This window comes from Aeromonas sp. FL131 (assembly GCF_049860615.1).
Taxonomy (GTDB): domain Bacteria; phylum Pseudomonadota; class Gammaproteobacteria; order Enterobacterales; family Aeromonadaceae; genus Aeromonas; species Aeromonas hydrophila.
Map to the genome: position 1 here is coordinate 638,382 of NZ_CP187595.1, position 26,238 is coordinate 664,619.

General features: G+C 63.0%; 27 protein-coding genes and 1 riboswitch. Of the genes, 20 read left to right on the forward strand and 7 right to left on the reverse strand.

Annotated elements, in window-relative coordinates; genetic code table 11:
• The first annotated feature begins 281 nt into the window (after positions 1 to 281).
• Complete coding sequence (locus ACPW75_RS03100) at positions 282 to 842, forward strand: hypothetical protein (RefSeq protein WP_124252991.1); 561 nt, start codon at positions 282 to 284, stop codon at positions 840 to 842.
• A gap of 115 nt (positions 843 to 957) precedes the next feature.
• On the opposite strand, the gene ACPW75_RS03105 is transcribed toward ACPW75_RS03100, so the two are convergent.
• From ACPW75_RS03105 to ACPW75_RS03115, 3 genes are all read right to left on the reverse strand, one after another.
• Positions 958 to 1,332 (reverse strand): DUF6979 family protein, encoded by a 375-nt coding sequence (locus ACPW75_RS03105; protein ID WP_077096216.1) that lies wholly within the window; start codon positions 1,330 to 1,332, stop codon positions 958 to 960.
• Positions 1,333 to 1,450: 118 nt separating this feature from the next.
• Positions 1,451 to 2,212 carry a COG4705 family protein gene (locus ACPW75_RS03110; protein ID WP_077096215.1) on the reverse strand — a complete coding sequence of 254 codons (762 nt, stop codon included), beginning with the start codon at positions 2,210 to 2,212 and terminating at the stop codon, positions 1,451 to 1,453.
• A gap of 132 nt (positions 2,213 to 2,344) precedes the next feature.
• Positions 2,345 to 3,244: a DMT family transporter gene (locus ACPW75_RS03115; RefSeq protein WP_017408562.1), complete on the reverse strand. Its 900-nt coding sequence runs from the start codon at positions 3,242 to 3,244 to the stop codon at positions 2,345 to 2,347.
• Positions 3,245 to 3,347: 103 nt separating this feature from the next.
• On the opposite strand from ACPW75_RS03115, the gene ACPW75_RS03120 reads away from it, so the two are divergent.
• Positions 3,348 to 4,169: an AraC family transcriptional regulator gene (locus ACPW75_RS03120; RefSeq protein ID WP_077096214.1), complete on the forward strand. Its 822-nt coding sequence runs from the start codon at positions 3,348 to 3,350 to the stop codon at positions 4,167 to 4,169.
• A 48-nt stretch (positions 4,170 to 4,217) separates the two neighbouring features.
• Here the strand turns inward: ACPW75_RS03120 and exaC are convergent, their stop codons facing one another.
• Complete coding sequence (gene exaC / locus ACPW75_RS03125) at positions 4,218 to 5,735, reverse strand: acetaldehyde dehydrogenase ExaC (RefSeq protein WP_077096213.1); 1,518 nt, start codon at positions 5,733 to 5,735, stop codon at positions 4,218 to 4,220.
• Between the two features lie 236 nt (positions 5,736 to 5,971).
• On the opposite strand from exaC, the gene ACPW75_RS03130 reads away from it, so the two are divergent.
• From ACPW75_RS03130 to ACPW75_RS03200, 15 genes are all read left to right on the forward strand, one after another.
• Positions 5,972 to 7,648: a sigma-54-dependent Fis family transcriptional regulator gene (locus ACPW75_RS03130; RefSeq protein WP_077096212.1), complete on the forward strand. Its 1,677-nt coding sequence runs from the start codon at positions 5,972 to 5,974 to the stop codon at positions 7,646 to 7,648.
• Between the two features lie 86 nt (positions 7,649 to 7,734).
• Positions 7,735 to 8,910, forward strand: coding sequence for an acyl-CoA dehydrogenase (locus tag ACPW75_RS03135; RefSeq protein WP_077096211.1), 1,176 nt, complete (start codon positions 7,735 to 7,737; stop codon positions 8,908 to 8,910).
• On the forward strand, positions 8,910 to 10,064 hold the full coding sequence (locus tag ACPW75_RS03140; RefSeq protein WP_077096210.1) for a CaiB/BaiF CoA transferase family protein: 1,155 nt from the start codon (positions 8,910 to 8,912) through the stop codon (positions 10,062 to 10,064). The genes ACPW75_RS03135 and ACPW75_RS03140 overlap by 1 nt, the downstream gene beginning before the upstream one ends.
• Before the next feature lie 126 nt (positions 10,065 to 10,190).
• The gene (locus ACPW75_RS03145; RefSeq protein ID WP_179101406.1) at positions 10,191 to 10,601 is read left to right on the forward strand and encodes a VOC family protein; all 411 of its coding nucleotides are present in this window, start codon (positions 10,191 to 10,193) and stop codon (positions 10,599 to 10,601) included.
• A 102-nt stretch (positions 10,602 to 10,703) separates the two neighbouring features.
• Positions 10,704 to 11,393: a phosphate regulon transcriptional regulator PhoB gene (gene phoB, locus ACPW75_RS03150; RefSeq protein WP_005298527.1), complete on the forward strand. Its 690-nt coding sequence runs from the start codon at positions 10,704 to 10,706 to the stop codon at positions 11,391 to 11,393.
• Positions 11,394 to 11,401: 8 nt separating this feature from the next.
• Positions 11,402 to 12,697 carry a phosphate regulon sensor histidine kinase PhoR gene (gene phoR, locus ACPW75_RS03155; protein ID WP_077096208.1) on the forward strand — a complete coding sequence of 432 codons (1,296 nt, stop codon included), beginning with the start codon at positions 11,402 to 11,404 and terminating at the stop codon, positions 12,695 to 12,697.
• Positions 12,698 to 13,073: 376 nt separating this feature from the next.
• Positions 13,074 to 14,048: a PstS family phosphate ABC transporter substrate-binding protein gene (locus ACPW75_RS03160; RefSeq protein WP_017408555.1), complete on the forward strand. Its 975-nt coding sequence runs from the start codon at positions 13,074 to 13,076 to the stop codon at positions 14,046 to 14,048.
• Positions 14,049 to 14,211: 163 nt separating this feature from the next.
• Complete coding sequence (locus ACPW75_RS03165) at positions 14,212 to 15,018, forward strand: M48 family metallopeptidase (protein ID WP_077096207.1); 807 nt, start codon at positions 14,212 to 14,214, stop codon at positions 15,016 to 15,018.
• A complete protein-coding gene (locus ACPW75_RS03170; RefSeq protein WP_011705172.1) occupies positions 15,006 to 15,512 on the forward strand; it encodes a GNAT family N-acetyltransferase in 507 nt (168 codons plus the stop codon). The genes ACPW75_RS03165 and ACPW75_RS03170 overlap by 13 nt, the downstream gene beginning before the upstream one ends.
• Before the next feature lie 109 nt (positions 15,513 to 15,621).
• Positions 15,622 to 16,524 carry an ROK family protein gene (locus ACPW75_RS03175; protein ID WP_017408554.1) on the forward strand — a complete coding sequence of 301 codons (903 nt, stop codon included), beginning with the start codon at positions 15,622 to 15,624 and terminating at the stop codon, positions 16,522 to 16,524.
• 42 nt (positions 16,525 to 16,566) lie between these two features.
• On the forward strand, positions 16,567 to 17,292 hold the full coding sequence (locus ACPW75_RS03180) for a copper homeostasis protein CutC (protein WP_016349927.1): 726 nt from the start codon (positions 16,567 to 16,569) through the stop codon (positions 17,290 to 17,292).
• 328 nt (positions 17,293 to 17,620) lie between these two features.
• Positions 17,621 to 18,232 (forward strand): FKBP-type peptidyl-prolyl cis-trans isomerase, encoded by a 612-nt coding sequence (locus ACPW75_RS03185; protein ID WP_005298548.1) that lies wholly within the window; start codon positions 17,621 to 17,623, stop codon positions 18,230 to 18,232.
• A gap of 129 nt (positions 18,233 to 18,361) precedes the next feature.
• Positions 18,362 to 19,243: an ABC transporter ATP-binding protein gene (locus tag ACPW75_RS03190; RefSeq protein ID WP_077096205.1), complete on the forward strand. Its 882-nt coding sequence runs from the start codon at positions 18,362 to 18,364 to the stop codon at positions 19,241 to 19,243.
• 73 nt (positions 19,244 to 19,316) lie between these two features.
• The gene (locus tag ACPW75_RS03195) at positions 19,317 to 20,330 is read left to right on the forward strand and encodes an ABC transporter permease (RefSeq protein WP_077096204.1); all 1,014 of its coding nucleotides are present in this window, start codon (positions 19,317 to 19,319) and stop codon (positions 20,328 to 20,330) included.
• Positions 20,315 to 20,641 (forward strand): DUF2845 domain-containing protein, encoded by a 327-nt coding sequence (locus ACPW75_RS03200; RefSeq protein WP_029303666.1) that lies wholly within the window; start codon positions 20,315 to 20,317, stop codon positions 20,639 to 20,641. The genes ACPW75_RS03195 and ACPW75_RS03200 overlap by 16 nt, the downstream gene beginning before the upstream one ends.
• A gap of 56 nt (positions 20,642 to 20,697) precedes the next feature.
• Here ACPW75_RS03200 and ACPW75_RS03205 read toward each other — a convergent pair whose 3' ends face one another.
• Positions 20,698 to 20,913 carry a DUF1107 domain-containing protein gene (locus tag ACPW75_RS03205; protein WP_143238988.1) on the reverse strand — a complete coding sequence of 72 codons (216 nt, stop codon included), beginning with the start codon at positions 20,911 to 20,913 and terminating at the stop codon, positions 20,698 to 20,700.
• A 188-nt stretch (positions 20,914 to 21,101) separates the two neighbouring features.
• Here ACPW75_RS03205 and yfcD point away from each other — a divergent pair, with 188 nt between their 5' ends.
• On the forward strand, positions 21,102 to 21,605 hold the full coding sequence (yfcD, locus tag ACPW75_RS03210) for an NUDIX hydrolase YfcD (protein WP_016349932.1): 504 nt from the start codon (positions 21,102 to 21,104) through the stop codon (positions 21,603 to 21,605).
• 62 nt (positions 21,606 to 21,667) lie between these two features.
• Here yfcD and ACPW75_RS03215 read toward each other — a convergent pair whose 3' ends face one another.
• A complete protein-coding gene (locus tag ACPW75_RS03215) occupies positions 21,668 to 22,594 on the reverse strand; it encodes a phenylacetate--CoA ligase family protein (RefSeq protein ID WP_029301530.1) in 927 nt (308 codons plus the stop codon).
• A 126-nt stretch (positions 22,595 to 22,720) separates the two neighbouring features.
• Between ACPW75_RS03215 and ACPW75_RS03220 the strand changes: the two genes are divergently transcribed.
• Together ACPW75_RS03220 and ACPW75_RS03225 are read left to right on the forward strand one after the other, a co-directional pair.
• A complete protein-coding gene (locus tag ACPW75_RS03220) occupies positions 22,721 to 23,194 on the forward strand; it encodes a peroxiredoxin (RefSeq protein WP_077096202.1) in 474 nt (157 codons plus the stop codon).
• 124 nt (positions 23,195 to 23,318) lie between these two features.
• Complete coding sequence (locus ACPW75_RS03225; protein ID WP_039216106.1) at positions 23,319 to 24,287, forward strand: calcium/sodium antiporter; 969 nt, start codon at positions 23,319 to 23,321, stop codon at positions 24,285 to 24,287.
• A 66-nt stretch (positions 24,288 to 24,353) separates the two neighbouring features.
• Here the strand turns inward: ACPW75_RS03225 and ACPW75_RS03230 are convergent, their stop codons facing one another.
• A complete protein-coding gene (locus ACPW75_RS03230; protein WP_011705184.1) occupies positions 24,354 to 25,505 on the reverse strand; it encodes a type III PLP-dependent enzyme in 1,152 nt (383 codons plus the stop codon).
• A gap of 497 nt (positions 25,506 to 26,002) precedes the next feature.
• A riboswitch (glycine riboswitch) is annotated at positions 26,003 to 26,113 on the forward strand.
• Positions 26,114 to 26,238 lie beyond the last annotated feature (125 nt).

Here is a 26,238-nt window from a genome sequence, read left to right on the forward strand (position 1 = left end):
GCTCCGTTGAAGGCGCTTTTTGTGTCTGAATTTGCAACTCAATCCTAAACAGGGTCGTTGTTGGAGCCGATTTGTTCGTCGGCCTGGCAACCTGTGGCAATACCAGGTTGCCACAGGCTGTTTTTTGCCAAGGCTAATTCACCGTGTGTCATTAAACGATGTAACTATATCAATAAGTTATCTGCATCTTTCTCATGGATAAACAGTGGCAAGGTATATGCACTATGGTCAAAGTGGCAATGAGTGCCACTGGGTTTATCCAACCTTGAAAGGAACATCGTATGTCATCGGATGTCAGTTCAATCGGTAGCTCTTCTCTCTCTGCCTCGTACAATAACGCAGCGTCTTCCGCCAGTGCTCAACCAGCAAAACACCACCATCACCATGATCGAGAGGGTGGGGGTGATAAAATGATGGGGGATGTAAAGTCTGCATTGTCATCGCTAGGAGTGAACGTCGATACCTCTAATAGCGATACAAAGTCAGCGCTATCATCTTTCATGCACAATTTGATGGGGGCTGTACGAGGTGCCTCTGGAAAAGAGGACGGTAATGATAATGACGGCGACGAAAGTGGCCAAGCACAAGCAGTCTCTTTGCAATCGAGTAGTGGTAGTAATTCTATGAAGCAGGGGCTTGATACACTGATATCAGCATTGAGTAACGGCAACAGCTCTGACCCTGTTTTAAATACACTGCAGGATCAATTCAATTCGATTGTTGGCAGTGGTGCAGGCCAAAATGGTAACAAGGTATCACTTCAGGATTTTTTGAGTTCACTGGAAAGCAAGTTGCCTCAAGAATCCCCTGGTAGCGGATACATGGTTGATACGACGGCATAAGACAGGTCATTTATGACCTTGTTCGATATTGGAGGCTGCGGCCTCCAATTTTATGGGTTGATTGTGTTTTTGCCTATATGGAATCAACAGTCTTTTTTATTATCAGCTCTTTTTTTCAAAGAGCTAAAACCACATCCATCTGGCCATTGTGCACAATCTCTTTTCCAACTTTCCTCATTACCATATCCCAAAGTTGTACTGCGCTAGGTAATTCAGTATGTTGAGCTTCATAGTGTTGAAGAACACGTATTGCTTTGACAGCATAGTTTCCACTTTGAATCGCACGCGAATAACGCCGTCTCGATATGCCTCGTACCAGGCCTTCACTGCACAATCCCAAGAATGCCCCTTTTGGACACCCCTTTAACTGAGCTGACTGGCTTGAGGGATAGTGCTCTTGTGCTGCAAGTACCCAGGCGTCACAGGGATTATATTGGTCATCTGATTTACACATCAACACTGCCTTAATTGCCACGTCCCCATACCCCATCCAATCCTCCTATCAAGATGAAGGGGCCAAAGGCCCCTGGTAGTGATGTGCTGATGGCATCCTAAAATATATTATTGATGAACTGAGTTCTGGCATGAATTTATTCACATCGTATCTTTCAACCACCTTTAGGCATTCGCTGCGGCAGTGACTGATAAATGACCAGCATGATGATGCAGGCAAAAAAAACCAAACTGGTACTAGTGACACCAAATCCTAGGCCTCCATGCTTTTCAGATTGTGATAGCCAGTCACCTATTGAAGCACCAAGTGGACGAGTCAGTACATAAACGATCCAAAATGCTAACACGGTATTCATTCTGAACCAATAATGAGCGATTGCGATGACTGCGATCAGCGATCCGAAAAGCAATGTGGCATTCATATACCCCATGTTCAGTCCCTCTGATACCCAGTCGCCTGCAGCTGTACCCAATGCGAAGGTTACGAGAATGGCTGCCCAGTAAAATAGTTCGCGTTTGCGGGTATCGATAGAACGGATGGACAAGGTTTTTTCTTGTGCATACCAAACCCGGAAGGTGGCCAATAGCACAACCGTAAACACACTGGTAGATATTGCCAATGGTACTCCAACCTGGTCGGTCAGATTATCCGTCACCAAGGTGCCGAAAATACTCACGAGCACAACAGCTAGCCAATATTTCCAGGGGGCATAGCCGGTTGCTCGAACTTGTATCAAGAGTGTCACGATGAGGAGGACCCCCATCAGCAAGGAGGTAACCGTTAAACCCAGGTGCAGGTTAAAGATCAAGAAGTCTGCAGCAGTCTCCCCAACAGTCGTCGACATCATTTTGATCAACCAGAATGTCAAGGTGACCTCTGGCACTTTGTTGAGCAAGTTGACGGTGTTTGTACCCATAAAGCACCTGCTGATGGTTAAGTGTCCGTTTATTGTTCTTGAATCTACTTCGGTATCCTTAAGATACAGTTAAGGGAGCTTGCGCTCCCTTTTTGTTGCCATTTGAGTTCAAAATCCGGTGCTGCCGGCCGCTCAGGCCTCTTCCAGTAGGGCCGGGCGGGCCTTCGGTTTGAACTGGGAGAGCATGACCCCTGCCAGGATGAGACCACCCCCCAGCAGGTGATAGCCGTGAATGGGTTCCCCCAGGCTGATGACGGCGATCAGCGCCGTGCACAGCGGCATCAGGTTCATGAACACCGAGGTGCGCTCCGCCCCCATGCAGGCGAGACCGCGCATCCAGCAGTAGGCGGCGAAGAGGGAGGAGGCGATGCCGGCAAACAGCACCAGGCCCCAGCCTTCGGCCGGCACCGCCAGCGACTCGGCGCAGAGGGCCACCGGGACCAGCAGCAAGACCGCCAGCAGGATCTGCAGGTAGAGATTGAGCCAGGGGCCGAACGGCAGCTGCCAGCGGCGGATCAACAGGCCATAGAGGGCGTAGCTGGCGGAGCCGAGCAGCATCAGGCCGTCGCCCTGATTGATGCCGTCGTGCAGCAGCGCCAGCGGCTGACCCAGGCTCAGCAGCCAGAATACCCCGAACAGGGAGATACTCATGCCGAGCAGCGCCTGTTTGCCCGGCCGCTGACCGAAGAAGAGCGCGCTCTGCAGCAGGGTCAGCAGCGGGATGAGCGAGCCGATGACCCCCATGTTGGTGGCCGAGGTGGTGTGGGCGGCGTAGTAGGCGAGGCACTGGTAGAGCACCATGCCAAGGGCCGCCAGCACCAGCAGTTTGCCGAGCCAGGGGCGGATCTCGCCACGGCGGCGCCACAGCTGCGGCAGGCAGAAGGGGGTCAGTGCCAGTGCGGCGATCACCCAGCGGTAGAAGGAGATGGCCGCGGGATCCAGCACATCGGCGGCGGCCTTGGACACCACGGTATTGGTGGCCCAGATCAGCACGGCGAGCAGCGGAAACATCAGCGGGTAGAAGATACGCATCAAAGACTCCTTATTATCGAGGTGACCAGTCTACCCTTGTCTTTCTGATATCAAGTAACGTAAAACTGACAAATCATCCCGCGCAAAGGACAATCCGCTCGCCATGGCCATACGTCACTACCATCCGACGGACCTGCATCTGCCAGAGCCCAATCCGCTCTATCTGCGCTACCAGCAGATCCAGGCCGAGAGCGCATGTGCACCCCACAGCCATCCCTGGGGCCAGCTCAGCCTCATCAGTCTGGGGGTGATGGAGATAGTGCTGGACGATCACCGGCTGGTGGCGCCGGCCGATTACCTCATCTGGGTGCCGGCGGATCTGGAACACGCCTCCTACAACCAGCAGGCCCTCGACTACACCTCCATCTACGTCAATCACGCCCTGGCGGCGCGGCTGCCGGCCGAGCCCAGGCTGCTGCAGATGACCCCGTTGATCCGCGCCATCCTGGCCGATTTTTGCGATCGCAAGCTGGGCCACATGGCGGATGAGTGGGACGTGCGTCAGGCCGAGCTGCTGGTGGAGAAGCTGACCCGCACCCGCTGCCAGGACAGCTACCTGCCCATGAGCCAGGACAAGCTGCTGGCCCCCATGCTGGCGGCGCTCTACAGCGACCCTGCCGACCCGCGCACCCTGGCCCAGTGGGCCGAGCAGCTGCACACCACCGAGCGCACCCTGGCCAGGCGCTGTGTGCGGGAATTGGGGATGAACTTCGGCCAGTGGCGGGCCCGCCTCAAGCTGCTCAAGGCGCTGGCCTGGCTCAAGGGAGAGCTGCCAGTGCAGGAGATTGGCTGGCGGCTCGGTTACGGCTCCACCTCGGCCTTCATCGCCATGTTCAACCGGGAGCTGGGCTGCTCGCCCCAGCGCTATCGCCAGCAGCTGGGCATCGGCGCCGGGCAGGCGGCGCTCTTGCTGCGACCACTCTAAGCAATGAAAAGGGCGCCTGCAGGCGCCCTTGTTGATCATGGGAGGGGCTTAGAAGAAGCCGAGCGGGTTGATGTCGTGGCTCACCAGCAGGTTCTTGGTGTTCTGGTAGTGGTCCAGCATCATCTTGTGGGTCTCACGGCCGATCCCTGACTTCTTGTAGCCGCCAAAGGCCGCGTGCGCCGGGTAGGCGTGGTAGCAGTTGACCCAGACCCGGCCGGCCTGGATGCCGCGTCCCATGCGCCAGGCCAGGTTGCTGTCGCGGGTCCACAGGCCCGCCCCCAGCCCGTACTGGGTGTCGTTGGCAATCGCCAGCGCCTCCGCCTCGTCCTTGAAGGTGGTGACCCCGAGCGCCGGCCCGAAGATCTCCTCCTGGAACACCCGCATCTTGTTCTGACCCGAGAAGATGGTGGGCTGGATGTAGAAGCCCCCCTCCAGCCCGCTCACCCTGGCCGGGCCACCGCCGATCAGCATCTTGGCCCCTTCGCCGCGACCTATCTCCATGTAGCTCAAGATCTTGTCGAATTGCTCGCGCGACGCCTGGGCACCGACCTGGGTGGCGGTGTCGAGGGGGTTGCCCTGGACGATGGTGCGGGCGCGGGCCAGCACCTTGTCCATGAAGTCGTCATAGATGCTGGCCTGCACCAGGGCGCGGGAGGGGCAGGTGCACACCTCGCCCTGGTTGAAGAAGGTCATCAGCATCCCTTCCACCGCCTTGTCGATGTAGCTGCTCTCGTGCTGCATCACGTCGGCGAAGTAGATGTTGGGGGACTTGCCGCCCAGCTCCACGGTGGAGGGGATCAGCTTGTCGGCGGCGCAGCGCAGTATATGGGCGCCCACCTCGGTGGAGCCGGTGAAGGCGAGCTTCTGGATCCGGTCGCTGGTGGCGAGCGCCTGGCCCGCCTCGGCGCCGAAGCCGTTGACCACGTTGACCACCCCGGCAGGCAGGATGTCCTTGATGAGATCCATCATCAGCATGATGGTGACCGGGGTCTGCTCGGCGGGCTTGAGCACGCTGCAGCAGCCGGCCGCCAGCACCGGGGCCAGCTTCCAGGCCGCCATCAGCAGCGGGAAGTTCCACGGAATGATCTGGCCGACCACCCCGATGGGCTCCTTGAAGTGGTAGCTGACGGTGTTCTGGTCCAGCTCAGCGGCCGAGCCCTCCTGGGCGCGGATGCAGCCGGCGAAGTAGCGGAAGTGATCCACCACCAGCGGCAAGTCGGCGGCCAGGGTCTCGCGCACCGCCTTGCCGTTCTCCCAGGTCTCGGCGATGGCGAGCACCTCGATGTTCTGTTCGATGCGATCGGCGATGCGCAGCAGCAGGTTGCTGCGCTCGGTGACGCTGGTCTTGCTCCAGCTGGCGAACGCCTTGTGGGCGGCGTCCAGCGCCAGCTCGATGTCGGCGGCGTCGGAGCGGGCCACTTCGCAGAACACCTTGCCGTCCACCGGCGAGATGTTTTCAAAGTAGCGGCCGGCGCGCGGCGCCACCCACTCGCCACCGATGAAGTTGTCGTAACGGGACTTGAAGCTGACCAGGGCACCTGCCTGACCGGGAGCGGTATAAATCATCTCATCATCCTTTATGTGTGTGGTCCTGACCGGGCTGGCGGGCAACCCGGTTGCTGCTGTGTATCGCAAGGGACGTGCCAGAGGGTCTGACCAGCACAGGAAAAGTTACAAAAACGTTATCAAACGGGGTGCGGCAGCGTATCTTGGTTAACCAATGACCAGGGCGAAGGTGAGGAAACTGTGCCGATTCTGGACAGTGACCGTGACAGTCGTGCCGTTTGTGAACAGGAGGCGTGATGAGCGAATTATCTCAATCCAGTGCCAGCCCGATCGAGCGTTCCTGGCAGCGCTGCCTGCATCAGGGGTTGAGCCGCCGGCAGAGCGCCGAGCTGGACTTGCTGCCCCAGGGGGAGCTGTCGGCCCGCCAGGAGCAGCACAGGGTGCTGATCGCCAGCTTCCAGCGCTTTGTGTTGCCGCTGTTTGGCCAGTTGCTGGCAGGGCGCCCCTGTCGGTTGCTGCTGTGCGACGGCGAGGGCGCCATCCTGGCCGCCAGCGGTGACGACGGCTTCGCCCGCCACGCCGAGCGCATTTTTTTGCGCAGCGGTGCCCGCTGGGGGGAGGCGAGCAAGGGCACCAACGCCATCGGCACTGCGCTGGCCGAGCAGAGCGAGGTACAGGTGCTCGGCAATCAGCACTTCTTCGCCCAGCACAGCTTTCTCAGCTGCAGCGCCTGCCCGTTGCTCGGGCCAGACGGGCAACTGCTCGGGGTGCTCGACATCTCCACCGATGCGGCCCATCACGATGGCGACATGCTGGGCACGGTGCGGCTGTTGGCCATGACCCTGGAAAACGCGCTGCTGGCGCGCCAGCCGGGCTGGCTGGTGGATCTCGAGCCCCAGAGTCTCTGGTCCGCCCGCCTGCTGCTGGGGGAGGAGGGCGAGCTGCTCGGGGCCAACCGGGCCGGTCGGCTCTGGCTCGGCCAGCACCCCTTCGACGGCAAGCAACTGCTGCGGGATCGGCGCGGCTTGCGGCTGGTACCGGAAGCTCATCCCGTGGCGACCCAGCCCGGCTTGCCGGCCGATGCCGGCGGCTCGCACGGCCAGCAGGTGCCGCTCAAGATGCTGGAGCGCGGCATCTCGCTGCTCATCGAGGGGGAGACCGGCAGCGGCAAGGAACATCTGGTGCGCGAACTGCACGGGCAGTCGAGCCGGCGGGCGCAACCGCTGGTGTGCGTCAACTGCGGCGCCCTGCCGGCGGAGCTGGTAGAGGCCGAGCTGTTCGGTTACATCGGAGGGGCCTTCAGCGGTGCTCGCAGCCAGGGCAGCCAGGGGTATCTGCGCGCCGCCCACGGCGGCATCCTGATGCTGGACGAGATCGGCGAGCTGCCGCTGCAGGCCCAGACCCGGTTGCTCAGAGTGCTGCAGGAGCGCGCCGTCACCCCGGTCGGCAGCCACAGACCTGAGGCGGTGGATTTCTGGCTGGTCAGCGCCAGCCATCGGGATCTGGCGGCCATGGTGGCGTCCGGCACCTTTCGTGAGGATCTCTACTACCGCATCTGCGGCTGGCGCCAGCAGCTGGCGCCGCTGCGCGACTGGCCGACCCGCGAGCGGCAGGCGCTGGTTCGGCGGCTGCTGGCCGAGATGGATCCTGCCCTGCACCTGACCGATGAGGCCGAGCGCCAACTGCTGGCCCACCCGCTGCCCGGCAACGTGCGCCAGCTCAAGCAGGCACTGGAAGTGGCCTGCGTGTTGGCGGAAGGGCAGGGCTGGATTGAGCCTGCCCACCTGCATCTGCCGATCGTGGCCGTGGCGCCGGCCGCTACCACGGCGGTGGCGGGCAGCACATTGCGCCAGCAGAACCGGCAACGGGTGCAGCAGACCCTGACGGAGTGCGATGGCAACGTGAGCGAGGCGGCGCGCCGCCTCGGCATCAGCCGTACCACCCTCTATCGGGCGCTGCGGGAGGCAGGCTGAGGTGTTTGTTACCCGAGCTTTTTCGTGGTTAAGATGGGCCCACAAGAGACCCTTTGATGATTCTTTTGCATGGCATGGAGTGCTTTATGACGCGTACCCGATTTGATTGGCAAGACCCCTTCTTTCTCGACAGCCAGCTCGGCGAAGAGGAGCGGCTCATCCGCGACGCCACCCGCGATTACTGTCAGGCGCGGCTGATGCCCCGTGTGCTGGAGGCCAACCGCCGCGAGCAGTTTGACCGCATCATCATGAACGAGCTGGGGGAGCTGGGGCTGCTCGGCGCCACCCTGCCGGAGCAGTACGGCTGCGCCGGGGTCAATCACGTGGCCTACGGCCTCATCGCCCGGGAGGTGGAGCGGGTCGACAGTGGCTATCGCTCGGCCATGAGCGTGCAGTCGTCCCTGGTGATGCACCCGATCCACGCCTATGGCGACGAGGCGCAGCGCCAGCGCTGGCTGCCGGGGCTGGCCCGGGGCGAACTGGTGGGCTGCTTCGGCCTCACCGAGCCGGACGCGGGCTCGGACCCTGGCTCCATGAAGAGCCGCGCCGAGCGGGTCGACGGCGGCTATTTGCTGACCGGCAACAAGATGTGGATCACCAACTCCCCCATCGCCGATCTGTTCGTGGTATGGGCCAAGCTGGATGGCGAGATCACCGGCTTCGTGCTGGAGAAGGGGATGGCCGGGCTCTCCGCCCCCAAGATCGAGGGCAAGTTCTCCCTGCGCGCCTCCGTCACCGGCGAGATAGTGATGGAGCGGGTCTTCGTGCCGGAAGCGAACCGGCTGGCGGGGGTGAGCGGCCTCAAGGGGCCGTTCGGCTGCCTCAACAAGGCGCGCTACGGCATCGCCTGGGGGGCGCTCGGCGCCGCCGAGTTCTGCTGGCACGCCGCCCGCCAGTACGGCCTGGATCGCCAGCAGTTCGGCCGCCCGCTGGCGGCCACCCAGCTGTTTCAGCTCAAGCTGGCCAACATGCAGACCGAGATTGCCCTCGGCCTGCAGGGCTGCCTGCAGGCCGGGCGCCTGATGGACGAGGGGCGCTGCCCGGTGGAGCTGGTGTCGCTCATCAAGCGCAACAGCTGCGGCAAGGCGCTGGAGATAGCCCGGGTCGCCCGCGACATGCACGGCGGCAACGGCATCAGCGACGAGTTTCACGTCATTCGTCACGTGATGAACCTGGAGGCGGTCAACACCTACGAGGGGACCCACGACATCCACGCCCTGATCCTGGGGCGGGCTCAGACCGACCTGCAGGCGTTTGAGTGATGGGGCCCCTTGCCGGCGTGCGCGTGCTGGATCTCAGCCGCGTGCTGGCCGGCCCCTGGGCCAGCCAGCTGCTTGCCGATCTCGGCGCCGACGTGGTCAAGGTGGAGGCCCCCGGGCGCGGTGACGACACCCGCCACTGGGGCCCGCCCGAGCTGGTGGCGGGGGAGGCGGCCTACTTTCATGCCGCCAACCGGGGCAAGCGCTCCATCGCCCTCGATCTGGCCCGCGATCGCGAAACCCTGCTGGCCCTGGTGGATCGGGCCGACGTGGTGATCGAGAACTTCAAGGTGGGGGGGCTGGCGCGCTACGGCCTGGATTACCCGAGCCTCAAGGCCCGCCGCCCGGCGCTCATCTACTGCTCCATCACCGGTTTCGGCCAGGACGGTCCCTGGGCCCAGCGACCCGGTTACGATCTGCTGATCCAGGGGCTGGGCGGCTTGATGAGCATCACCGGCCAGCCGGACGAAGCCCCCGGTGGCGGGCCGGTCAAGGTGGGGGTGGCGCTTGTCGACATCCTCACCGGCCTCTACGCCACCATCGGCATCCAGGCGGCCCTGCGCCACCGGGAGCAGACCGGAGAGGGGCAGCAGATCGATCTGGCCCTGCTCGACGTGTCGGTGGCGGTGCTGGCCAACCAGGCGATGAACTATCTCGCCACCGGTCAGGCGCCCGGGCGCCTTGGCAACGGCCACCCCAATATCGTCCCCTACGACGTCTATCCCACCCGGGATGGTCATCTGATCCTCGCGGTGGGCAACGACGGCCAGTTTGCCGCGCTGGCGGCCCTGCTGGGGGAACCCGGCTGGGCGACGGACCCGGATTTTGCCAGCAACAGCGCCCGGGTGCGTCAGCGCCATCGGCTCAATGCCCTGATTGCCGAGCGGCTGCTGGTGCGCAGCAGCGCCGAGTGGAGTGCCATGCTGGAGGCGGCTGGGGTGCCGGGCGGCCCCATCCTCACCCTGGATGCCCTGTTCGCCCTCGAGCAGGGGGCGGTGCGTGGCTGGGTGCAGCAGGTGCAGCGCGGTGAGCAGCCCTTGCCCACCCTGGCCAATCCGCTGCATCTGTCGGCCACCCCGGTGCGCTACGGGCGCGCCTCGCCGGCGCTGGACGGGGACCGGGATAGCGTGCTGCGCGACTGGCTCGGGCAGGGCTGACCCGGTTGCTTTAGGCGGGATGCTCCCCCCTTCTACCCTTTGTCCTCTCATCTGCCCCGGTGCTGGAGCCCGGGGCCATCCCCCGTTATGATGCGCCCCGTCCATTCATCTGTTGAGGAACTTCCCATGGCACAACACATTGGCGCCCTGGCCCTGCTGGTGGCCGATTACGACCAGGCCATCGCCTTCTTTACCCAGGGACTGGGGTTCGAGCTGCTGGAAGACACGCCCCTCGACGAGCCGGGCAAACCGGGCAAGCGCTGGGTGCGGGTTGCCCCCAAGGGGGCCCCGGGTTCCGCCCTGTTGCTGGCGCGGGCCGCCACCCCGGAGCAGCGGGCCGCCATCGGCCAGCAGGGGGGCGGTCGGGTCTTCCTGTTCCTCGAAACCGACGACTTCTGGGGCGATTACCAGCGCATGCAGGCGTACGGTGTCCACTTTTGTGAACAGCCGCGTAGCGAGGCTTACGGCACCGTGGTGGTGTTCGAGGACATCAGTGGCAACCGCTGGGATCTGCTGCAACTCGCTGCTGCCAACTGAATCTGAAAACGTTTATCATCCCGCCTGTCATAAAGTCATAAAAGTGTCACAGAAAGTTCTAATAATTGGCGCACCCATCTTCACAGAGGAGAGAGAAGGGATATGGCTAAGCGAATTCTGGTGGTCGAGGACGAAGCACCGATCCGCGAAATGCTCTGCTTCGTGCTCGAGCAGAAGGGATATGAAACAGTAGAAGCTGAAGATTTTGCCGACGGATTGGCGAAGGTGCGCGAACCCTACCCCGAACTCATCGTGCTGGACTGGATGATGCCGGGCGGCAGCGGCATCCAGTTCATCAAGCAGCTCAAGCAGGATGAGGTGACCCGCCAGATCCCGGTGGTGATGCTGACTGCCCGCGGCGAGGAAGAGGACAAGGTGCGCGGGCTGGAGGCGGGGGCCGATGATTACATCACCAAGCCGTTCTCGCCCAAGGAGCTCACTGCCCGTCTGCATGCGGTGATGCGTCGCGTCTCCCCCACCTCGGTGGACGAGGTGATCGAGGTGCAGGGGCTCAAGCTGGACCCCGTCTCCCACCGGGTCAGCGCCGAGGAGAAGGCGCTCGACATGGGGCCGACCGAATTCAAGCTGCTGCACTTCTTCATGACCCACCCGGAGCGGGTCTACAGCCGCGAGCAGCTGCTCAACAATGTCTGGGGTACCAATGTGTACGTCGAGGACAGAACCGTGGATGTGCACATCCGTCGCCTGCGCAAGGCCATTGAAGAGACGGGGCACGATCGCTTGATCCAGACGGTGCGCGGCGCAGGCTATCGCTTCTCAACCCGTCTGTAGAGGAAGTTATGTTGCAACCTTATGCCTGGCGGCGCCAGTTGTGGCGAATGGCGTTCTTCTATGCGCCCTTCGCCTTGGTCGGCTGGTTGACGAATACCCTCGCCCTCTGCCTGCTGGCGGCCACCGTGCTGCACCTGGGCTGGCACTATCGCTTCCAGAAGCGGCTGTCAGACTGGCTGTGGCACGATCGCAGCCTGGTGCCCCCCAACGGCAGCGGCAGCTGGGAGTACATCTTCAACGGCATCTACAAGTTGCAGCAGCGCCATCGGGCCCGCCGCCGCGAGCTGGCGGGCCTCATCCGCCGCTTTCGGGAAGGGGCGGAAGCTCTGCCCGATGCGGCCGTGGTGTTTCGCACCGACGGCAGCATCCTCTGGTGCAACCGGCTGGCCGAGCAGCTGCTTGGTTTTCGCTGGCCGGAAGATGCCGGTCAGCATATCGGCAACCTCATTCGCAATCCCGCCTTCAGCGCCTACCTCGGCAAGGGGCAGTATGACGAACCGTTCGAGATGACCTCGCCCATCAACGAGGAGAAGTTTCTCGAGTTTCGCATCATGCCCTACGCCGAGGATCAGGCCATGCTGGTGGTGCGGGACGTGACCCGGCTGCGCAGCCTGGAGAAGACCCGCAAGCACTTCGTCTCCAACGTCTCCCATGAGCTGCGCACGCCGCTGACTGTGCTCAAGGGCTATCTGGAGATGACCGAGGAGCCGCCGCCGCCCGCCATGTGGGCCAAGGCGCACAAGGTGATGATGGAGCAGACTATCCGTATGGACAACCTGGTCAATCAGCTGCTCACCCTGTCGCGCATCGAGGCGGCGCCGACCGTGGATCTCTCCCACCTGGTGGACATGCCCGCCATGCTGGGACTGCTGGAGCAGGAGGCGCGGGCGCTCTCCGGCGAGCGGGCCCACCAGATCGAGTTCATGGTGCAGCCCAATCTGTTGGTGCGTGGCGATCAGGATCAGCTGCGCAGCGCCGTCTCCAACCTGGTCTACAACGCCATCCACTACACCCCGGCGGGGCGCAAGATCACGGTGGAGTGGCGCAAGCAGGGGGCGATGGCACTGTTTGCGGTGCAGGACGAGGGGGAGGGGATCCCGCCCGAGCACCTGGCGCGGCTCACCGAGCGCTTCTATCGGGTCGACAAGGCCCGCTCCCGCCATACCGGCGGCTCGGGGCTCGGGCTTGCCATCGTCAAGCATGCCCTGAGTCACCACGACTGCCAGCTCGACATCGAGAGCCGGGTTGGCCTCGGCAGCCGCTTCAGCTTTCTCATCCCCGGCCGTATGGTGGTGGTGAAATAGTCTTTTCCGGCAAGGGGTTGGCATCAAAAGAGGGCGGTGATGGCGGCCCTTTTTTCATTTGTTAAACAAGCCCGCCATGTCATTAAAGTGTCACATTAAATCCATAAATTTGTCACTGCCAGGTCAGATACTGGCGCCGTCTTGAGAACGGACCTGTCGCCGGTTTGGCGCAGGGAGAGTACGAAACGCGACCGGCCGATCGCAGTGCTCGGGATGTGACCACTTTCGGCCTCAGATTGACGCTTGCCTTCTGCCACCACAGGACTGGGGGAAGAGGGCAGGAAATGACACTCAGCGCATCGTCCGGCGTGGCCGACGGTGAGCCAAGTTAACCCGTGTTTTGATGGACTGCGTTCTGCAACCTTGGAGAGATTGGATGAAACTCAACAAACTGGCTGGTGTAATCGGATTCACCGCAGCTACCCTGTTTTCCGTCAGCACCCTGGCTGCCGGTGTGGATAAAAACCTGCCGGATTACACTCCGACCAGCGGCATCTCGGGCAACCTGTCCTCTGTCGGCTCGGATACCCTGGCCAACATGATGACCCTGTGGGCCGAAGAATTTAAGCGCATGTACCCCAACGTCAACGTGCAGATCCAGGCCGCCGGTTCCTCCACCGCGCCGACCGCACTGACCGAAGGCGTTGCCCAGTTCGGCCCCATGAGCCGCGCCATGAAATCCGGCGAGGAAGAGGCATTCGAGAAGCGCTACGGTTACAAGCCGACCGCCATCCGCGTCGCGGTCGATGCCCTGGCGGTGTTCGTCAACAAGGACAACCCCATCAAGGGGCTGACCATGCCGCAACTGGATGCCATCTTCTCCAGCACCCTCAAGTGCGGCGAAGCCAAGGCGGCCACCAAGTGGGCTGATCTGGGTCTGGACGGCAACTGGTCCTCCAAGGATCTGCAACTGTTCGGTCGCAACTCGGTGTCCGGTACCTACGGTTACTTCAAGGAACACGCCCTGTGCAACGGTGACTTCAAGAGCGGCGTGAACGAGCAGCCGGGTTCTGCTTCCGTGGTGCAGTCCGTCTCCTCCTCCCTGAACGGTATCGGCTACTCCGGCATCGGTTACGTCACCTCTGGTGTGCGCGCCGTACCGCTCTCCAAGGATGGCAAGACCTTCATCGAGGCCAGCGCCGACAACGCCATCACCGGCAAGTACCCGCTGTCGCGCTTCCTGTACGTTTACGTGAACAAGCACCCGAACAAGCCGCTCTCTCCGATGGAGCAAGAGTTCCTGAAGATGGTGCTCTCCAAGGCGGGCCAGAACATCGTTGCCAAAGATGGCTACGTACCGGTACCGGCCAAGGTGGTCGAAGCCGACCTGAAGAAACTGGGCATCATGTAAGCCGGTTTCCTTTGCCAGACGGGCCCTGCGGGGCCCGTTTTGTTTTTTGGTCGTAGTCCGATTGCGGTATGTGACCGCTTTCGCCAGACCGGGTGATTTGTCGACTTGCACCGGACGCCCGCATTTCCGAAAATAGGGCATCTTTATGGTGAAGGACACCTCCATGACATCTCCCCTGTTCAAGCTTGGCCTGGCGGCACTCTGTTCCACCCTGCTCGCCAGCTGTGCCCAGTCTCCCACCGGCCGCAGCCAGATGCTGCTGTTCTCGCCCCAGCAGATGAGCAAGCTGGGGGCCGACTCCTTCGAAGAGATGAAGCAGCAGGAGAAGGTGAGCACGGATGCGAAGATGAACGCCTATGTCTCCTGCGTCGCCAAGGCGGTGACCGCCCAGGTGCCGAGCCAGTACGGCATCACCAGCTGGGAGGTGGTGGTGTTTGACTCCAAGCAGGTCAACGCCTTCGCCCTGCCCGGCGGCAAGATCGGGGTCTACAGCGGCCTGCTCAAGGTGGCCAAGAACCAGGATCAGCTCGCCACCGTCATCGGCCACGAGCTGACCCACGTGCTGGCCCAACACTCCAACGAACGGCTCTCCCGCAGCCAGCTGACCGGCCTTGGGCTGGCGGCGGCCGATATCGCCATGGGCAGCAGCGAATATCGCGGTGCCACCATGGCGGCGCTGGGACTCGGGGTGGAGGTCGGCGTCATGCTGCCCTATGGCCGCGAGCAGGAGAGCGAGGCGGACCGGCTGGGTCTGGATCTGATGGCCCGCGCCGGTTTCAATCCGGCCGAAGCGATTCCGCTGTGGCAGAACATGAGTGCGGCCGCGGGTGGCAATGCGCCGCCCCAGCTGCTCTCCACCCACCCCAGCAACGAGAACCGGATCGCCGAGCTGCAGGCCCAGCAGGCTGAAGCCGTGCCGCTCTACGAGCAGGCCCGCGCCTCCGGGCTGGTACCCCAATGCAAGGCATAAGCCTGCGCATGGCGCGGCCCGATGACGCCGCCGCCATGACGGTGATGCAGCGGGCCAGCTGGCTCGCCGCATACGGCGGCGTGCTCGGTGCCGACATGCTGGCCCAGCTGGCGGTGACCGAGCATCTGCAGATCTGGCAGCGCCGGCTGGCGGAGACAGGCCCCAGGCCCATGCTGCTGTGTCAGGACGAAGTGGTCATCGGCCTGCTCTACTGGCAGCCGGAGACGACGGGGGAGTACCCCACCGCCTGGATCCGCGCCTTCTACCTGCATCCCGACCACTGGCGCCAGGGCCACGGCAAGCGGCTGTGGCAGGCGGTGGCGATGCAGATGCGGCGCGCCGGCTGTGAAGGCGTCAGATTGTGGCTGCTCGATGGCAACCACATCGGCGAGGGGTTCTACCTGCGCCGCGGCTTCATGTTTGATGGTCAGGAGCGCACCCTGATGAGCCTCGGCCAGCCCTGCCTGCAGCGACAAATGTTTCGTTTGCTTTGATCTCTCTCCCGTTTTTCGCCTCCGGTCACTTTATTTTTTTTGCGAATTAATACAATGTCCCCCTCTGGACAGGCTGAGGTGAGGCGACTCATCGACAAGGGAGTGTGGCATGTATTACGGCTTTGATATTGGTGGCACCAAGATAGCGTTCGCTGTGTATGACGGCGCCTTGAATCTCTGTCACGAGGAGCGCATGAGCACTCCCGGCAATGATTACGAAGGGTTGCAGCAGCTGATCCGCGCGCGGGTCGAACAGGCTGATGCCCGTTTCGGCGCCCGTGGTGCGGTGGGCATCGGCTTTCCCGGCATTCTCAACCGGCACGACCACAGCATAGTGGCGGCCAATCTGCCCTCCATCAATGGTCGCCATCTGGGCGCCGATCTGGCCGAATTGCTGGAGCGCCCGGTCAAGGTGGACAACGATGCCAACTGCTTCCTCTGGTCCGAGGTACATCAGGGAGCGGCGGCGGGGGCCGACAGTGCCCTCGGCGTCACCATCGGCACCGGCATCGGTGGCGCCGTCTATCTGGCGGGCAAGCTGATCCAGGGCCGCAACTGGCTGGCGGGGGAGATAGGCCACTACCCGCTGCCGGCCACCATGCTGATGAAGTACCCCGACCTGCCTCGCCCCCGTTGCGGCTGCGGTCGTCTGGTCTGTTTTGAAACCTATGCCTCCGGCACCGGGCTGGAGCGGCTCTACCATCACTTCCACGGTCAGCGTGCCAGCGGCCATCAGATAGTGGGGCGCTTCGAGGCGCACGAACCCCATGCGGTGGCCACGGTCGACTGCTGGCTCGAAATCATGGCCGCCGGGCTGGCCACCGCCATCTCGGTGGTCGACCCCGACGTGGTGGTACTGGGGGGCGGCCTGAGCGGTCTGCCCGCGCTCTACGAACAGCTGCCGCTGCGCCTGCCTGGCCATCTGCTACCCGGGGTCGCCCTGCCCGAGATCCGCGAGGCCCGCTTCGGTGGCGCCGGCGGGGTGCGCGGGGCCGCCTTGCTCAATTTATGAGATCAGATCCGGGGTCTGATCTCCCCAATAAAGGAGTCCATCATGACCTCTCTTGAAATCTGTATCGACAATCTGGAATCCCTGTTTACCGCCCAGGAGGCTGGCGCGAATCGCATCGAGCTCTGCTCTGCGCTGGGGCTGGGCGGCCTGACTCCCTCCTATGGCTTCATGCAGCTGGCGGCGCGCCATGCCACCGTTCCCGTCTACGCCATGATCCGGCCCCGGGCCGGTGACTTCTGCTTTGGCGACGGGGAGTTCGAGATGATGCTGCAGGATATCGCGGCGGCCCGCGCCGCCGGTCTGCAGGGGGTAGTGGTCGGTCTGCTGGACGAGCAGGGACGGGTGCCTGCCGCCAAGCTCACCCAGCTGGTGGAGGCGGCAGGGCCTCTTGGCGTTACCTTCCACCGCGCCATCGACCTCTCCTCCGACTGGCGCCTCGACTTGGAGACCATAGTCGCCGCCGGCTGCGAGCGCATTCTGAGCTCTGGCCACGCGCCGACCGCGCTGGCGGGGCTGGAGACCCTGCAGGCGATGCAGCAGGCGCTGGCGGGGCGGGCCAGCCTGATGCCGGGCGCCGGGGTCAATGCCGACAACGTGCGCACCATAGTGGAGTTCACCGGGGTGAACGAGGTGCACATGTCCGGCATGGGCTGGCGCGGCGGCATGGTGCCCCATGGCGTCAACATGGGCACCTCGGACGATGGCCGGGTCAATATCACCGACGGCGCCAAAGTTGCAGCGGTACGGGCTCTGCTGGACAGGGCCTGATACGGGCCGCGCGGCGACATGGTGTCTCGTCATGGGGCGTCAACATGGGCACCTCGGACGACGGCCGGGTCAATATTACCGACGGCGCCAAAGTTGCAGCGATGCGGGCTCTGCTGGACAGGGCCTGATACGGCTTGAATGTGAGCTGGGGTGATGGTGCTCTGTTTTCCCTCCCTTCTCCCCTTGTGGGAGAAGGGGTGGGGATGAGGGGGCTGATGTGAGACACCTCCCACCTAGTGGCAAAACCGGGGACGGGCCGGCAGCACCTGGCGCAAAAGTCTGATATTATCCCGTCTCTTTTACCCTCAGGACCCGGAGCAACTTCTCAATGTCCCAATACGACTCTATCGAACAGAAGGCCAGCTATGGCATCGGCCGCAACATGGGTGATCAACTGGCGCAGCAAGCCTTCGCCGGTCTGGATATCCCGGCCCTGCAGCAAGGTCTGGCAGATGCCCTGAATGGTCTGGAGTTCGCGGTCAGCCGTGACGATATCAACGATGCCTTCCAGGTCATCACCGCCCGCATGCAGGAAGAGCAGGAAGCCGTCGCCAAGGCTGCCGCCGCCGAAGGCGAAGCCTTCCTGGCCGACAACGCCAAGCGCGCCGAAGTGAAGACCACCGAGTCAGGTCTGCAGTACGAAGTGCTGGTGGAAGGCAACGGTGCCGTACCGGTAGCCGGTCAGTCCGTCCGCGTGCACTACCACGGTACTTTCACCCACGGTGGCGTGTTCGACAGCTCCGTCGCCCGCGGCCAGCCGGCTGAATTCCCGGTCACTGGCGTGATCGCCGGCTGGGTAGAAGCGCTGCAACTGATGCCGGTTGGCTCCAAGTGGAAGCTCTACATTCCGCAGGATCTGGCCTACGGCGCACGCGGTGCAGGTTCCATCCCGCCGTACTCCGCCCTGGTATTCGAAGTGGAGCTGCTGGACATCCTGTGATCCGGCTGGCTTGATTGATACAGACGGCGACCCTCGGGTCGCCGTCTGTTTTTTTGCGCCGCGCGCGGCGGGGCATGGGCAGCGCCTGCGCTTTTGGATATAGTCATGGCTCCTGCTGGGAGAGCGCCCATGGCTGCCATCATTGAAGTCGTCGATCTCGTGAAGCACTTCCCCGGCGTCAAGGCGGTGGACGGGCTCAGCTTTGCCATTCCCGCTGGCAGCTGTTTCGGCCTGCTCGGCCCGAACGGGGCGGGCAAGACCACCACCATCGAACTGCTGGAGGGGATCCTCACCCCGGACAGCGGCCAGATCCTGTTCCACGGTGCCCCGCGCGGCCCCGATTACCGCTCTCGCATCGGCATCCAGTTTCAGCACACGGCGCTGCAGGATTTCCTGACGGTGCGCGATACCCTGAGGCTGTTCGCCAGCCTCTACCCGGCCCCCTTGCCCCAGGCCCAGCTCATCGAGCTGTGTGCGCTGGGAGAATTTATCGATCGGGACAGCCGCAAGCTCTCCGGCGGTCAGCGGCAACGGCTGCTGCTGGCGCTGGCGCTGCTTGGCGACCCCGAGCTGCTGTTTCTGGACGAGCCCACCACGGGTCTCGATCCCCAGGCCCGTCACCACTTCTGGCAGCGCATCGAGGCGATCAAGGCGCAGGGCAAGACGGTGGTGCTTACGACCCATTACATGGACGAGGCCCAGCAGCTGTGCGATCAGATTGCCATCGTCGATCACGGCCATCTGCTCAGCCTGGATACCCCGGTCGCCCTGCTGGCCCAGCATTTTGACGGTGTGCTGGTGCGCCTTGCGGCTCACCCGGCCCTCGCCAGTCTCGGCTATTCCCTGCGCCCGCTGGGCGAGCAGGTGGAGCTGAGCTGTCCTGACGTGGCGGACTTGCTGCCACGGCTGCTGAGCCTGGGCGTGCCGCTGACCGGCATGCAGGTGCGATCCCCCAATCTGGAGGATCTCTTCCTCCACCTGACCGGCCATAGCCTGCGGAGCGGCGCATGAAGGCGGCCCCGTGGTACCCCGCAGCGGTATCTGCCTGCATGTCGCCCCAGCCTGCCAGCCCAAGGAGCACCAGATGACCGGATCCCTCAAGCGCATCGGGGCACTCTTCTATGCCCGCAACCTAGAGTTTGTGCGGGATCGGGCGGCGCTTGTCTGGAACCTGGCCTTTCCGCTGCTGCTGGTGCTGGGGTTCACCCTCATCTTCTCCGGCCCACCCAAGCCGCTGGTGCAGATGGGCGTGGTGGGGGAGCTGCCCGCAGCCTATGCCCCGCTGCGCGCCGTGCCGCTGCTCAAGCTCATCCCCTATGACGAGGAGGAGAAGGGCCGGCTCAAGGTGCGCCACCATCAGCTGGATCTGCTGCTCTCGCCCGGCACGGGCCGTTACTGGATCAACCCGGACGCCCCCCAGGGAGCCATGGCCGAGTACCTGCTGCGCCAGGCCGTGCCGGCGCAGCTCACGCGAGAGACCCTGAGCGGGCGCGCCATTCGCTACGGTGACTGGCTGCTGCCCGGGGTGATCGGCATGAACCTGATGTTCTCCGGCCTGTTCGGGGTGGGCTTCGTCATCGTCCGCTACCGCAAGAACGGGGTGCTCAAGCGGCTGCGGGCCACCCCACTCTCGGCCGCCGAGTTTCTCTGCGCCCAGCTGCTGTCGCGCATCCTGATCACCCTGGTGGTGAGCCTGCTGGTATTTCTGGTGGCTTACTTCTTGCTCGGGGTACCGCTGCTGGGCTCGGGCTGGCTGCTGCTGTTGATCGCCCTGCTGGGCGGGGCGTCCATGGCGTCCCTCGGTCTGCTGGTGGCGGCCCGCATCCAGAACGAGGAGCTGGCGAGCGGGCTGCTCAACGTCATCAGCATGCCGATGATGTTTCTCTCCGGCGTCTGGTTCTCGCTGGAAGGGGCCCCCGCCTGGCTGCAGCAGTTGGCGGCCTGGCTGCCGCTCAGCCAGATCATCGCGGCGGCCCGCGCCGTCATGCTGGAAGGGGCAGGCTGGGCCGAGGTGGCGGCGCCACTGGGCTGGGTCCTGCTGTTTACGCTCTGCTGCATTACCCTGGGCAGCGCCCTGTTCAAATGGAGTCACCGATGAAGTCACTACCGCTGGTTGGCGGGGCCCTGCTGGCCCTGCTGTTGAGTCTGCCGGCCAGTGCCGGCGCCATGCGCTGCAAGAATGCGCTGATCACCGAAGGAGACAGTACCGCCGAGATGCTGCTCAAGTGCGGCGAACCCATGCTGCGCGAGGAGCTGACCCGCAACGAGGAGAATCAGTTCGGCAACCTGATGCAGGTGAAGTATGGGGAGCGCTGGACCTACAACTTCGGCAAGAACGAGTTCATGCGCTTCGTCACCGTGCGCAACGGGGTGATCACCGACATCGAAAACGGCCCGCGCGGCGAGTAGCCGGCGGGCAAAGACGTGCATGGACGCAGACTACAAAACAGAAAGGACTATGGAAGTTACCCCAACAGCAGGGTGGTGTGACGCAGGCCGCGAACCTCCAGATTGATCTGCCGGGCCAGACTCAGGGTCTGACGGCAGGTCAGGCTCTCCAGATTGATCTCGCCGCCGCTGAACTCGAACCGCCCGTGGGCCTCCACCATGAAGCTACCGTGATGGAAGCTCTTGATGTAGTGGGCAATCTGGCGGGGAGACAAGTTCTTGAACACCTTCATCACAAAACACCTGTTGCGTGGACAGGGCACACTATGGCGTTGCCAGGTGACACGGATGTGACAGTTTGTGGAGGTTTGTATGAATCCGGTTTTTCTTCTGCCCGCATTGGTCATCCATCTGGGGCGGGAGTGAAAAAAGGCTGCCATGACAAGCCGTTGCCCCGATATACTGCGGGCAGTTTAACGCCATGAACAAGAAGGGTCTGCGTGTGGAATGGGTGGATGTGGTGGATGGAAACAATCAGGTGGTCGGGGTTGCCGAGCGTGCCAAGGTACGGCGGGAGAACCTCTGCCACCGCGCCAGCTATATCCTGGTGCTCGACGAGGCTGACCGCATCCTGGTGCAGCGCCGCACCCTCAGCAAGGACTTCTGCCCCGGCATGCTGGATGCCTGCGCCGGTGGCGTGGTCACCACGGGCGAGCTGATGGAGCCCTCCGCCCGCCGCGAGCTGGCCGAGGAGCTGGGGATCCGCGATGTGCCGCTGCAGGCATTCGGTGACTTCTATGCCGAAGGGGAGGGGTATCGGGTGTGGGGCGGTCTCTTCAGTTGCCGCTATCAGGGGCCGTTGCAACTGCAGGCCGAAGAGGTGAGCGAGGTGTGCTGGATGAGCCAGGCGGAGATCGCCGCGCGGGCCGCCGAATTTACCCCCGACTCCCTGCTCGCCATCGCCACCTGGCAGGCGCGGCGCTGACGCGTACCCTGCATGCAAAACGGGCAGCCACTGGCTGCCCGTTTTGTTTCGTGGCGGGGGGGTTAGATCAGCCTGAGTCGGCGGTTGGTGCGCCCGCACGGACTGGCACCGGCGAGCCAATGGCCCTGCCACTCGGTGACCAGACGCAGCAGCGGGTATTCCAGATCGAGCCGGGTCACCACCAGCTGGCCGACGCCATCGCCGATGACCGGCTCGCCGCTGGCCAGATCGATGATCTCGATGAGGCAGCTTTCGTTGACGATGAAGCCTTGGCCAGGCTGGCTCTCATAGGCGATTACCCCCGCATCCTGCAGCAGCAGGCAGTTGAGCGCCCGGATACCGTGCACCGCCTGCAACGGCCGGGTATCGGGGTGGGAGGATTCGCACAGCAGGGCGCAGCGCAGGCTGTCGCTCGGTACGTCGGCTCGCTCTGCCGCCTCCAGCAGATCCAGCAGCACCGCCAGCGGCCCGACGAACCCGGTCGGCTCATAGCGCTGCAGCGCCTCCAGCTGGCGCCCGGTATCGTGGGGGCCACAGGGCACCACGGGTGCACCCAGCTGGCGGGCGCCGTTGTCGAAGATGAAGGCGGTGGGGCTGATGTGGTAGTCGTGGCCGTTGAGCAATACCTCCCCGGCCTTGAAACCGGCAGCGAACAGGGCGCGTGCCGCCCCCCACCAGTCGGCGCCGGCGTACTCGGGAATGGCCAGCTGGCCCGGACAGGCGAAGACCCGCAGCGCCTGGCTGGCGGGGCGGCCGGTGAGGCCGGCAAAGGGCGGGTGAGCCTGCTGGGCGGCGAACAGTTCGCTGGCGTTGAGCAGGGGCAGGCTGGTCAGCTCGCCCAGATCCTGCAGGCGACGCTGGCGGTAGGCACTGGAATAACCGGCGCAATACTGGCCGACATGGGTAAGCAGGTGATTGAGTTGATCCAGTTGTTGCTGCTCTCGCAAGGCGGAGGGGCGAATTTCCAGTCCATCGTAATAGTGCTGCATGAGGCCTCCTTGGTCGGCTGATCCTGCTCAAGGTTAGTCCAAAAGGCGGACGGGATCGGGGTCTGTGTCACATGACGGGAGTGGGGTAGACTGGAGCCCCTGCCATCCAGTTGAGGACGAGAGATCATGATAGCGATTGGCCAAGCCCTGCCCGCGGGCGAATTCACCTTCATCACCGCCGAGGGCAAGCAGCAGCGGGATAGCCAAAGCCTGTTTGTCGGCAAGCGGGTGGTGCTGTTTGCGGTGCCCGGTGCCTTTACCCCCACCTGTTCCAACGCCCACCTGCCCGGCTATGTGGTGCTGGCGGACAAGTTCAAGGATAAGGGGGTCGATGCCATCTGCTGTCTGTCGGTCAACGACGCCTTCGTGATGAAGGCGTGGCAGGATGCCCAGAACGCCGAGGCCATCACCATGCTGGCCGACGGCGACGGCAGCTGGACCCGGGCACTGGGTCTGGCCAAGGAGACCGGGGCCTTTGGTGGCGTGCGTGCCCAGCGTTTTGCCCTCATCGCCAACGATGGCGTGGTCGAGCAGCTGTTCGTGGAGGCCCCCGGCAAGTTCGAGGTGTCGGATGCCCAGAGCCTGCTGGCGGCGCTGTAAAATATCAATCGTCGTTTGATTTTTCCTTGAAATGGAAAGTCGGCCCGCTACACTGGGCCCACTTCTGCAAAGAGCCGGGCCATCGCCTGGCTCTTGCGTTTGCTGGCGATGGAATGGAGATGTTATGACCCTGGCTTTTGTTGCCCTGATTGCCGGACTGGCGCTGCTGGTCTGGAGTGCGGACAAGTTTGTCGATGGCGCCGCCGCCACCGCCCGTTATGCCGGCATGCCGCCGCTGCTGATCGGCATGGTGATCATCGGCTTTGGCACCTCGGCCCCCGAGATGGTGGTCTCCGCGCTGGCGGCCTCCCAGGGCAACCCCGGCCTTGCGCTCGGCAACGCCTATGGCTCCAACATCACCAATATCGCCCTGATCCTGGGGTTGACCGCCCTGATCAGCCCCATCGCGGTGGCCTCTCAGGTGGTGCGCAAGGAGATCCCCATCCTGCTCGGCATCACCCTGCTCTCCGGCGCCCTGCTGCTGGATGGTCATCTGGACCGTACGGACGCCGTCATCCTCGGCGTGGTGTTCGTCGGCCTGATGGGCTGGTCGATCCGGGCCGGCATGCGCGGCAAGGGGGATGCGCTGGATGCGGAAACCGAGGAGAGCATCGACAGCGAGGGGATGTCTCTCAAGGCGGCCATCGGCTGGCTCATCGTGGGGCTGGTGCTGCTGATTGCGGCCTCCCGCCTGCTGGTATGGGGGGCGGTGACCATCGCCCAGGCGCTCGGCATCAGCGATCTGGTGATTGGCCTCACCATCGTCGCCGTCGGCACCTCGCTGCCGGAGCTCGCCTCTTCGCTTATCGCCATTCGCAAGAACGAGCACGATCTGGCCCTTGGCAACGTGCTCGGCTCCAACCTGTTCAACACCCTGGCGGTGGTGGGGATCGCGGCGGGGATCCACCCGCTCGACGTGGCACCGGAAGTGCTCTCTCGCGATTGGAGCGTGATGATGGGGCTGACTCTGTTGCTGCTGGTGATGTGCCTGGGCCGCAAGGGGCAGGGGCGGATCAACCGGCTGGAGGGGGGCCTGCTGCTCGCCTGCTTCGTCGGCTACACCGGCTGGTTGCTGGCCAGCCAGTTCATCTAGCCGTTTGAGCTGGATGAAACGAAAGAGGGGAAGCCATGGCTTCCCCTCTTTGCATTCGGCCTGTTGTCAGGCGACTGCCACCAGCTTCTGTCCCTTCTGGCTGCTGTCCAGAATCAGGATGCTCGCCTTGGGGAAGAAGTTGAAGGTGGAGGCCGAGGCCCAGGTGTAGGCCCCCATCACCCGGCCCACCACCAGCTCGCCGATGGCCAGATCCGGCAGCATGATGCCGTCACGGATCACGTCCACGCTGTCGCAGGTGGGGCCGGAGAGCACCGAGTTGTGCAGCTCGCCGCGAGCCAGCGGAGTGCTCACCGGGTAGGTGACGTGATCGTAGAGCTGGCCGTTGTAGCTGCCGTAGAGGCCGTCATCCAGGTAGTACCAGATCTTGTCGCCGCGATGGGCCTTGCCCATCACGCTGGAAACCGAGGTCATGGCCGGCGCGCTGATGAAACGGCCCGGCTCGGCAATCTTCTGTACCGTGGCCGGCAGCTTGGCCAGCGCCTCGCGGATCGGCGCGCAGAAGCCGTCGATGTCGAACTCGCCGCCCTCATAATCCACCGGGAAGCCACCGCCGATATCCAGTACCCAGGGCTTGAGACCGAGTTCCCAGGCCTGCTCCATGATCTCGCGGCAGGCATCGATGGCCTGCACGTGGCGACGGGCGTGGGGCACCTGGGAGCCGACGTGGAACGACAGCCCCATCACCTTGATCCCCTTGGCGTGGGCCAGCTGCAGCAGCGGCAGCGCCTGCTCCGGGGTGCAGCCGAACTTCTTGGAAAGGTCGACCTTGGTCTCGGGGTTGGGGAAGCTGACTCGCAGCAGCAGTTTCACTTCGTCCTTGTAGGGAATGAACTTCTCCAGCTCCAGCGGGTTGTCATAGACAAACACGGTGCAGCCGTACTCCAGCGCATAGCGGATATCGCTGTCGCGCTTGATGGGATGGGTATGAATGCAGCGTCCCGGGCGGACACCCTGACTGCGCACCAGATCCACTTCGCCATTGGTGGCCAGGTCGAAACAGGCCCCCTCTTCCTTCAAGACAGAGACCACTGCCTCGTGGGGCAGGGGCTTGAGTGCATAGTGCAATCGTACATCGGGCAGGGCGGCCGCCAGGGCCCGATACTGTTTGCGGACGGCTGCCTTGTCGAGCAGCAGCAGGGGGGAGCCGAACTGTTCAACCAGCTGACGGTAATCTTGTGCTACCAGGGTCTCGTTCATTCTCTTTTGGTCATCCTTAGGGGGCGTGATATGCCCAAGCCATATGGGGTTGAACCGGCGACGGCCGGCTCAGGCGAGCGGTCCGGAGGGACCAACCAGACACATTGCATAACTCCATTGCAAAGTGCTTAGTTATGCGCGGGATTATCGGCTTATTGCGTTTGTGTGCAACCCTTTTGATTGGATATGTCGGCAAGTTTTTCTGGTCGAGACGAAATATCATCTTGATATGGTGGCCGTATCGGCTAGTGAAGCGGGGCCATCTGTGGCAAGTGGGAATAACTTATTGATAGTTAACGAACAAATAACAGATGGTTCGGTGCGAAAAAAAACGGCGGCCGGGGTGGCCGAGTGGGAGACAGCTCACACTTTTTGGATTACCATGCCCGCTTCCTAATCCAAACTAGTTCGGATGAAGGTAGCAGGAGAGCGATGGGCGACCATCCACCGAAGAAGTGAATCTTTCAGGTACCGGGCAACCGGTGTGGACTGCTACTGGACGATACTCTGGAGAGACCCGTTGAATCGGGCGCCGAAGGAGCAAGGCACCGTGATTGCATCGCAATCTGGCGCCGGAAACTCTCAGGCAAAAGGACAGAGGGGATGGGATGGTTGTACCTGAGCTTGGAACTGTTCACGATCGGTAACGAGAGGTCGTCAGCAAGGCAAAGAGCAGCGCAGGAACCGGAGCGTATAGACATACGTGAGGATTCCGAGTCGCGCATGAGCCTTG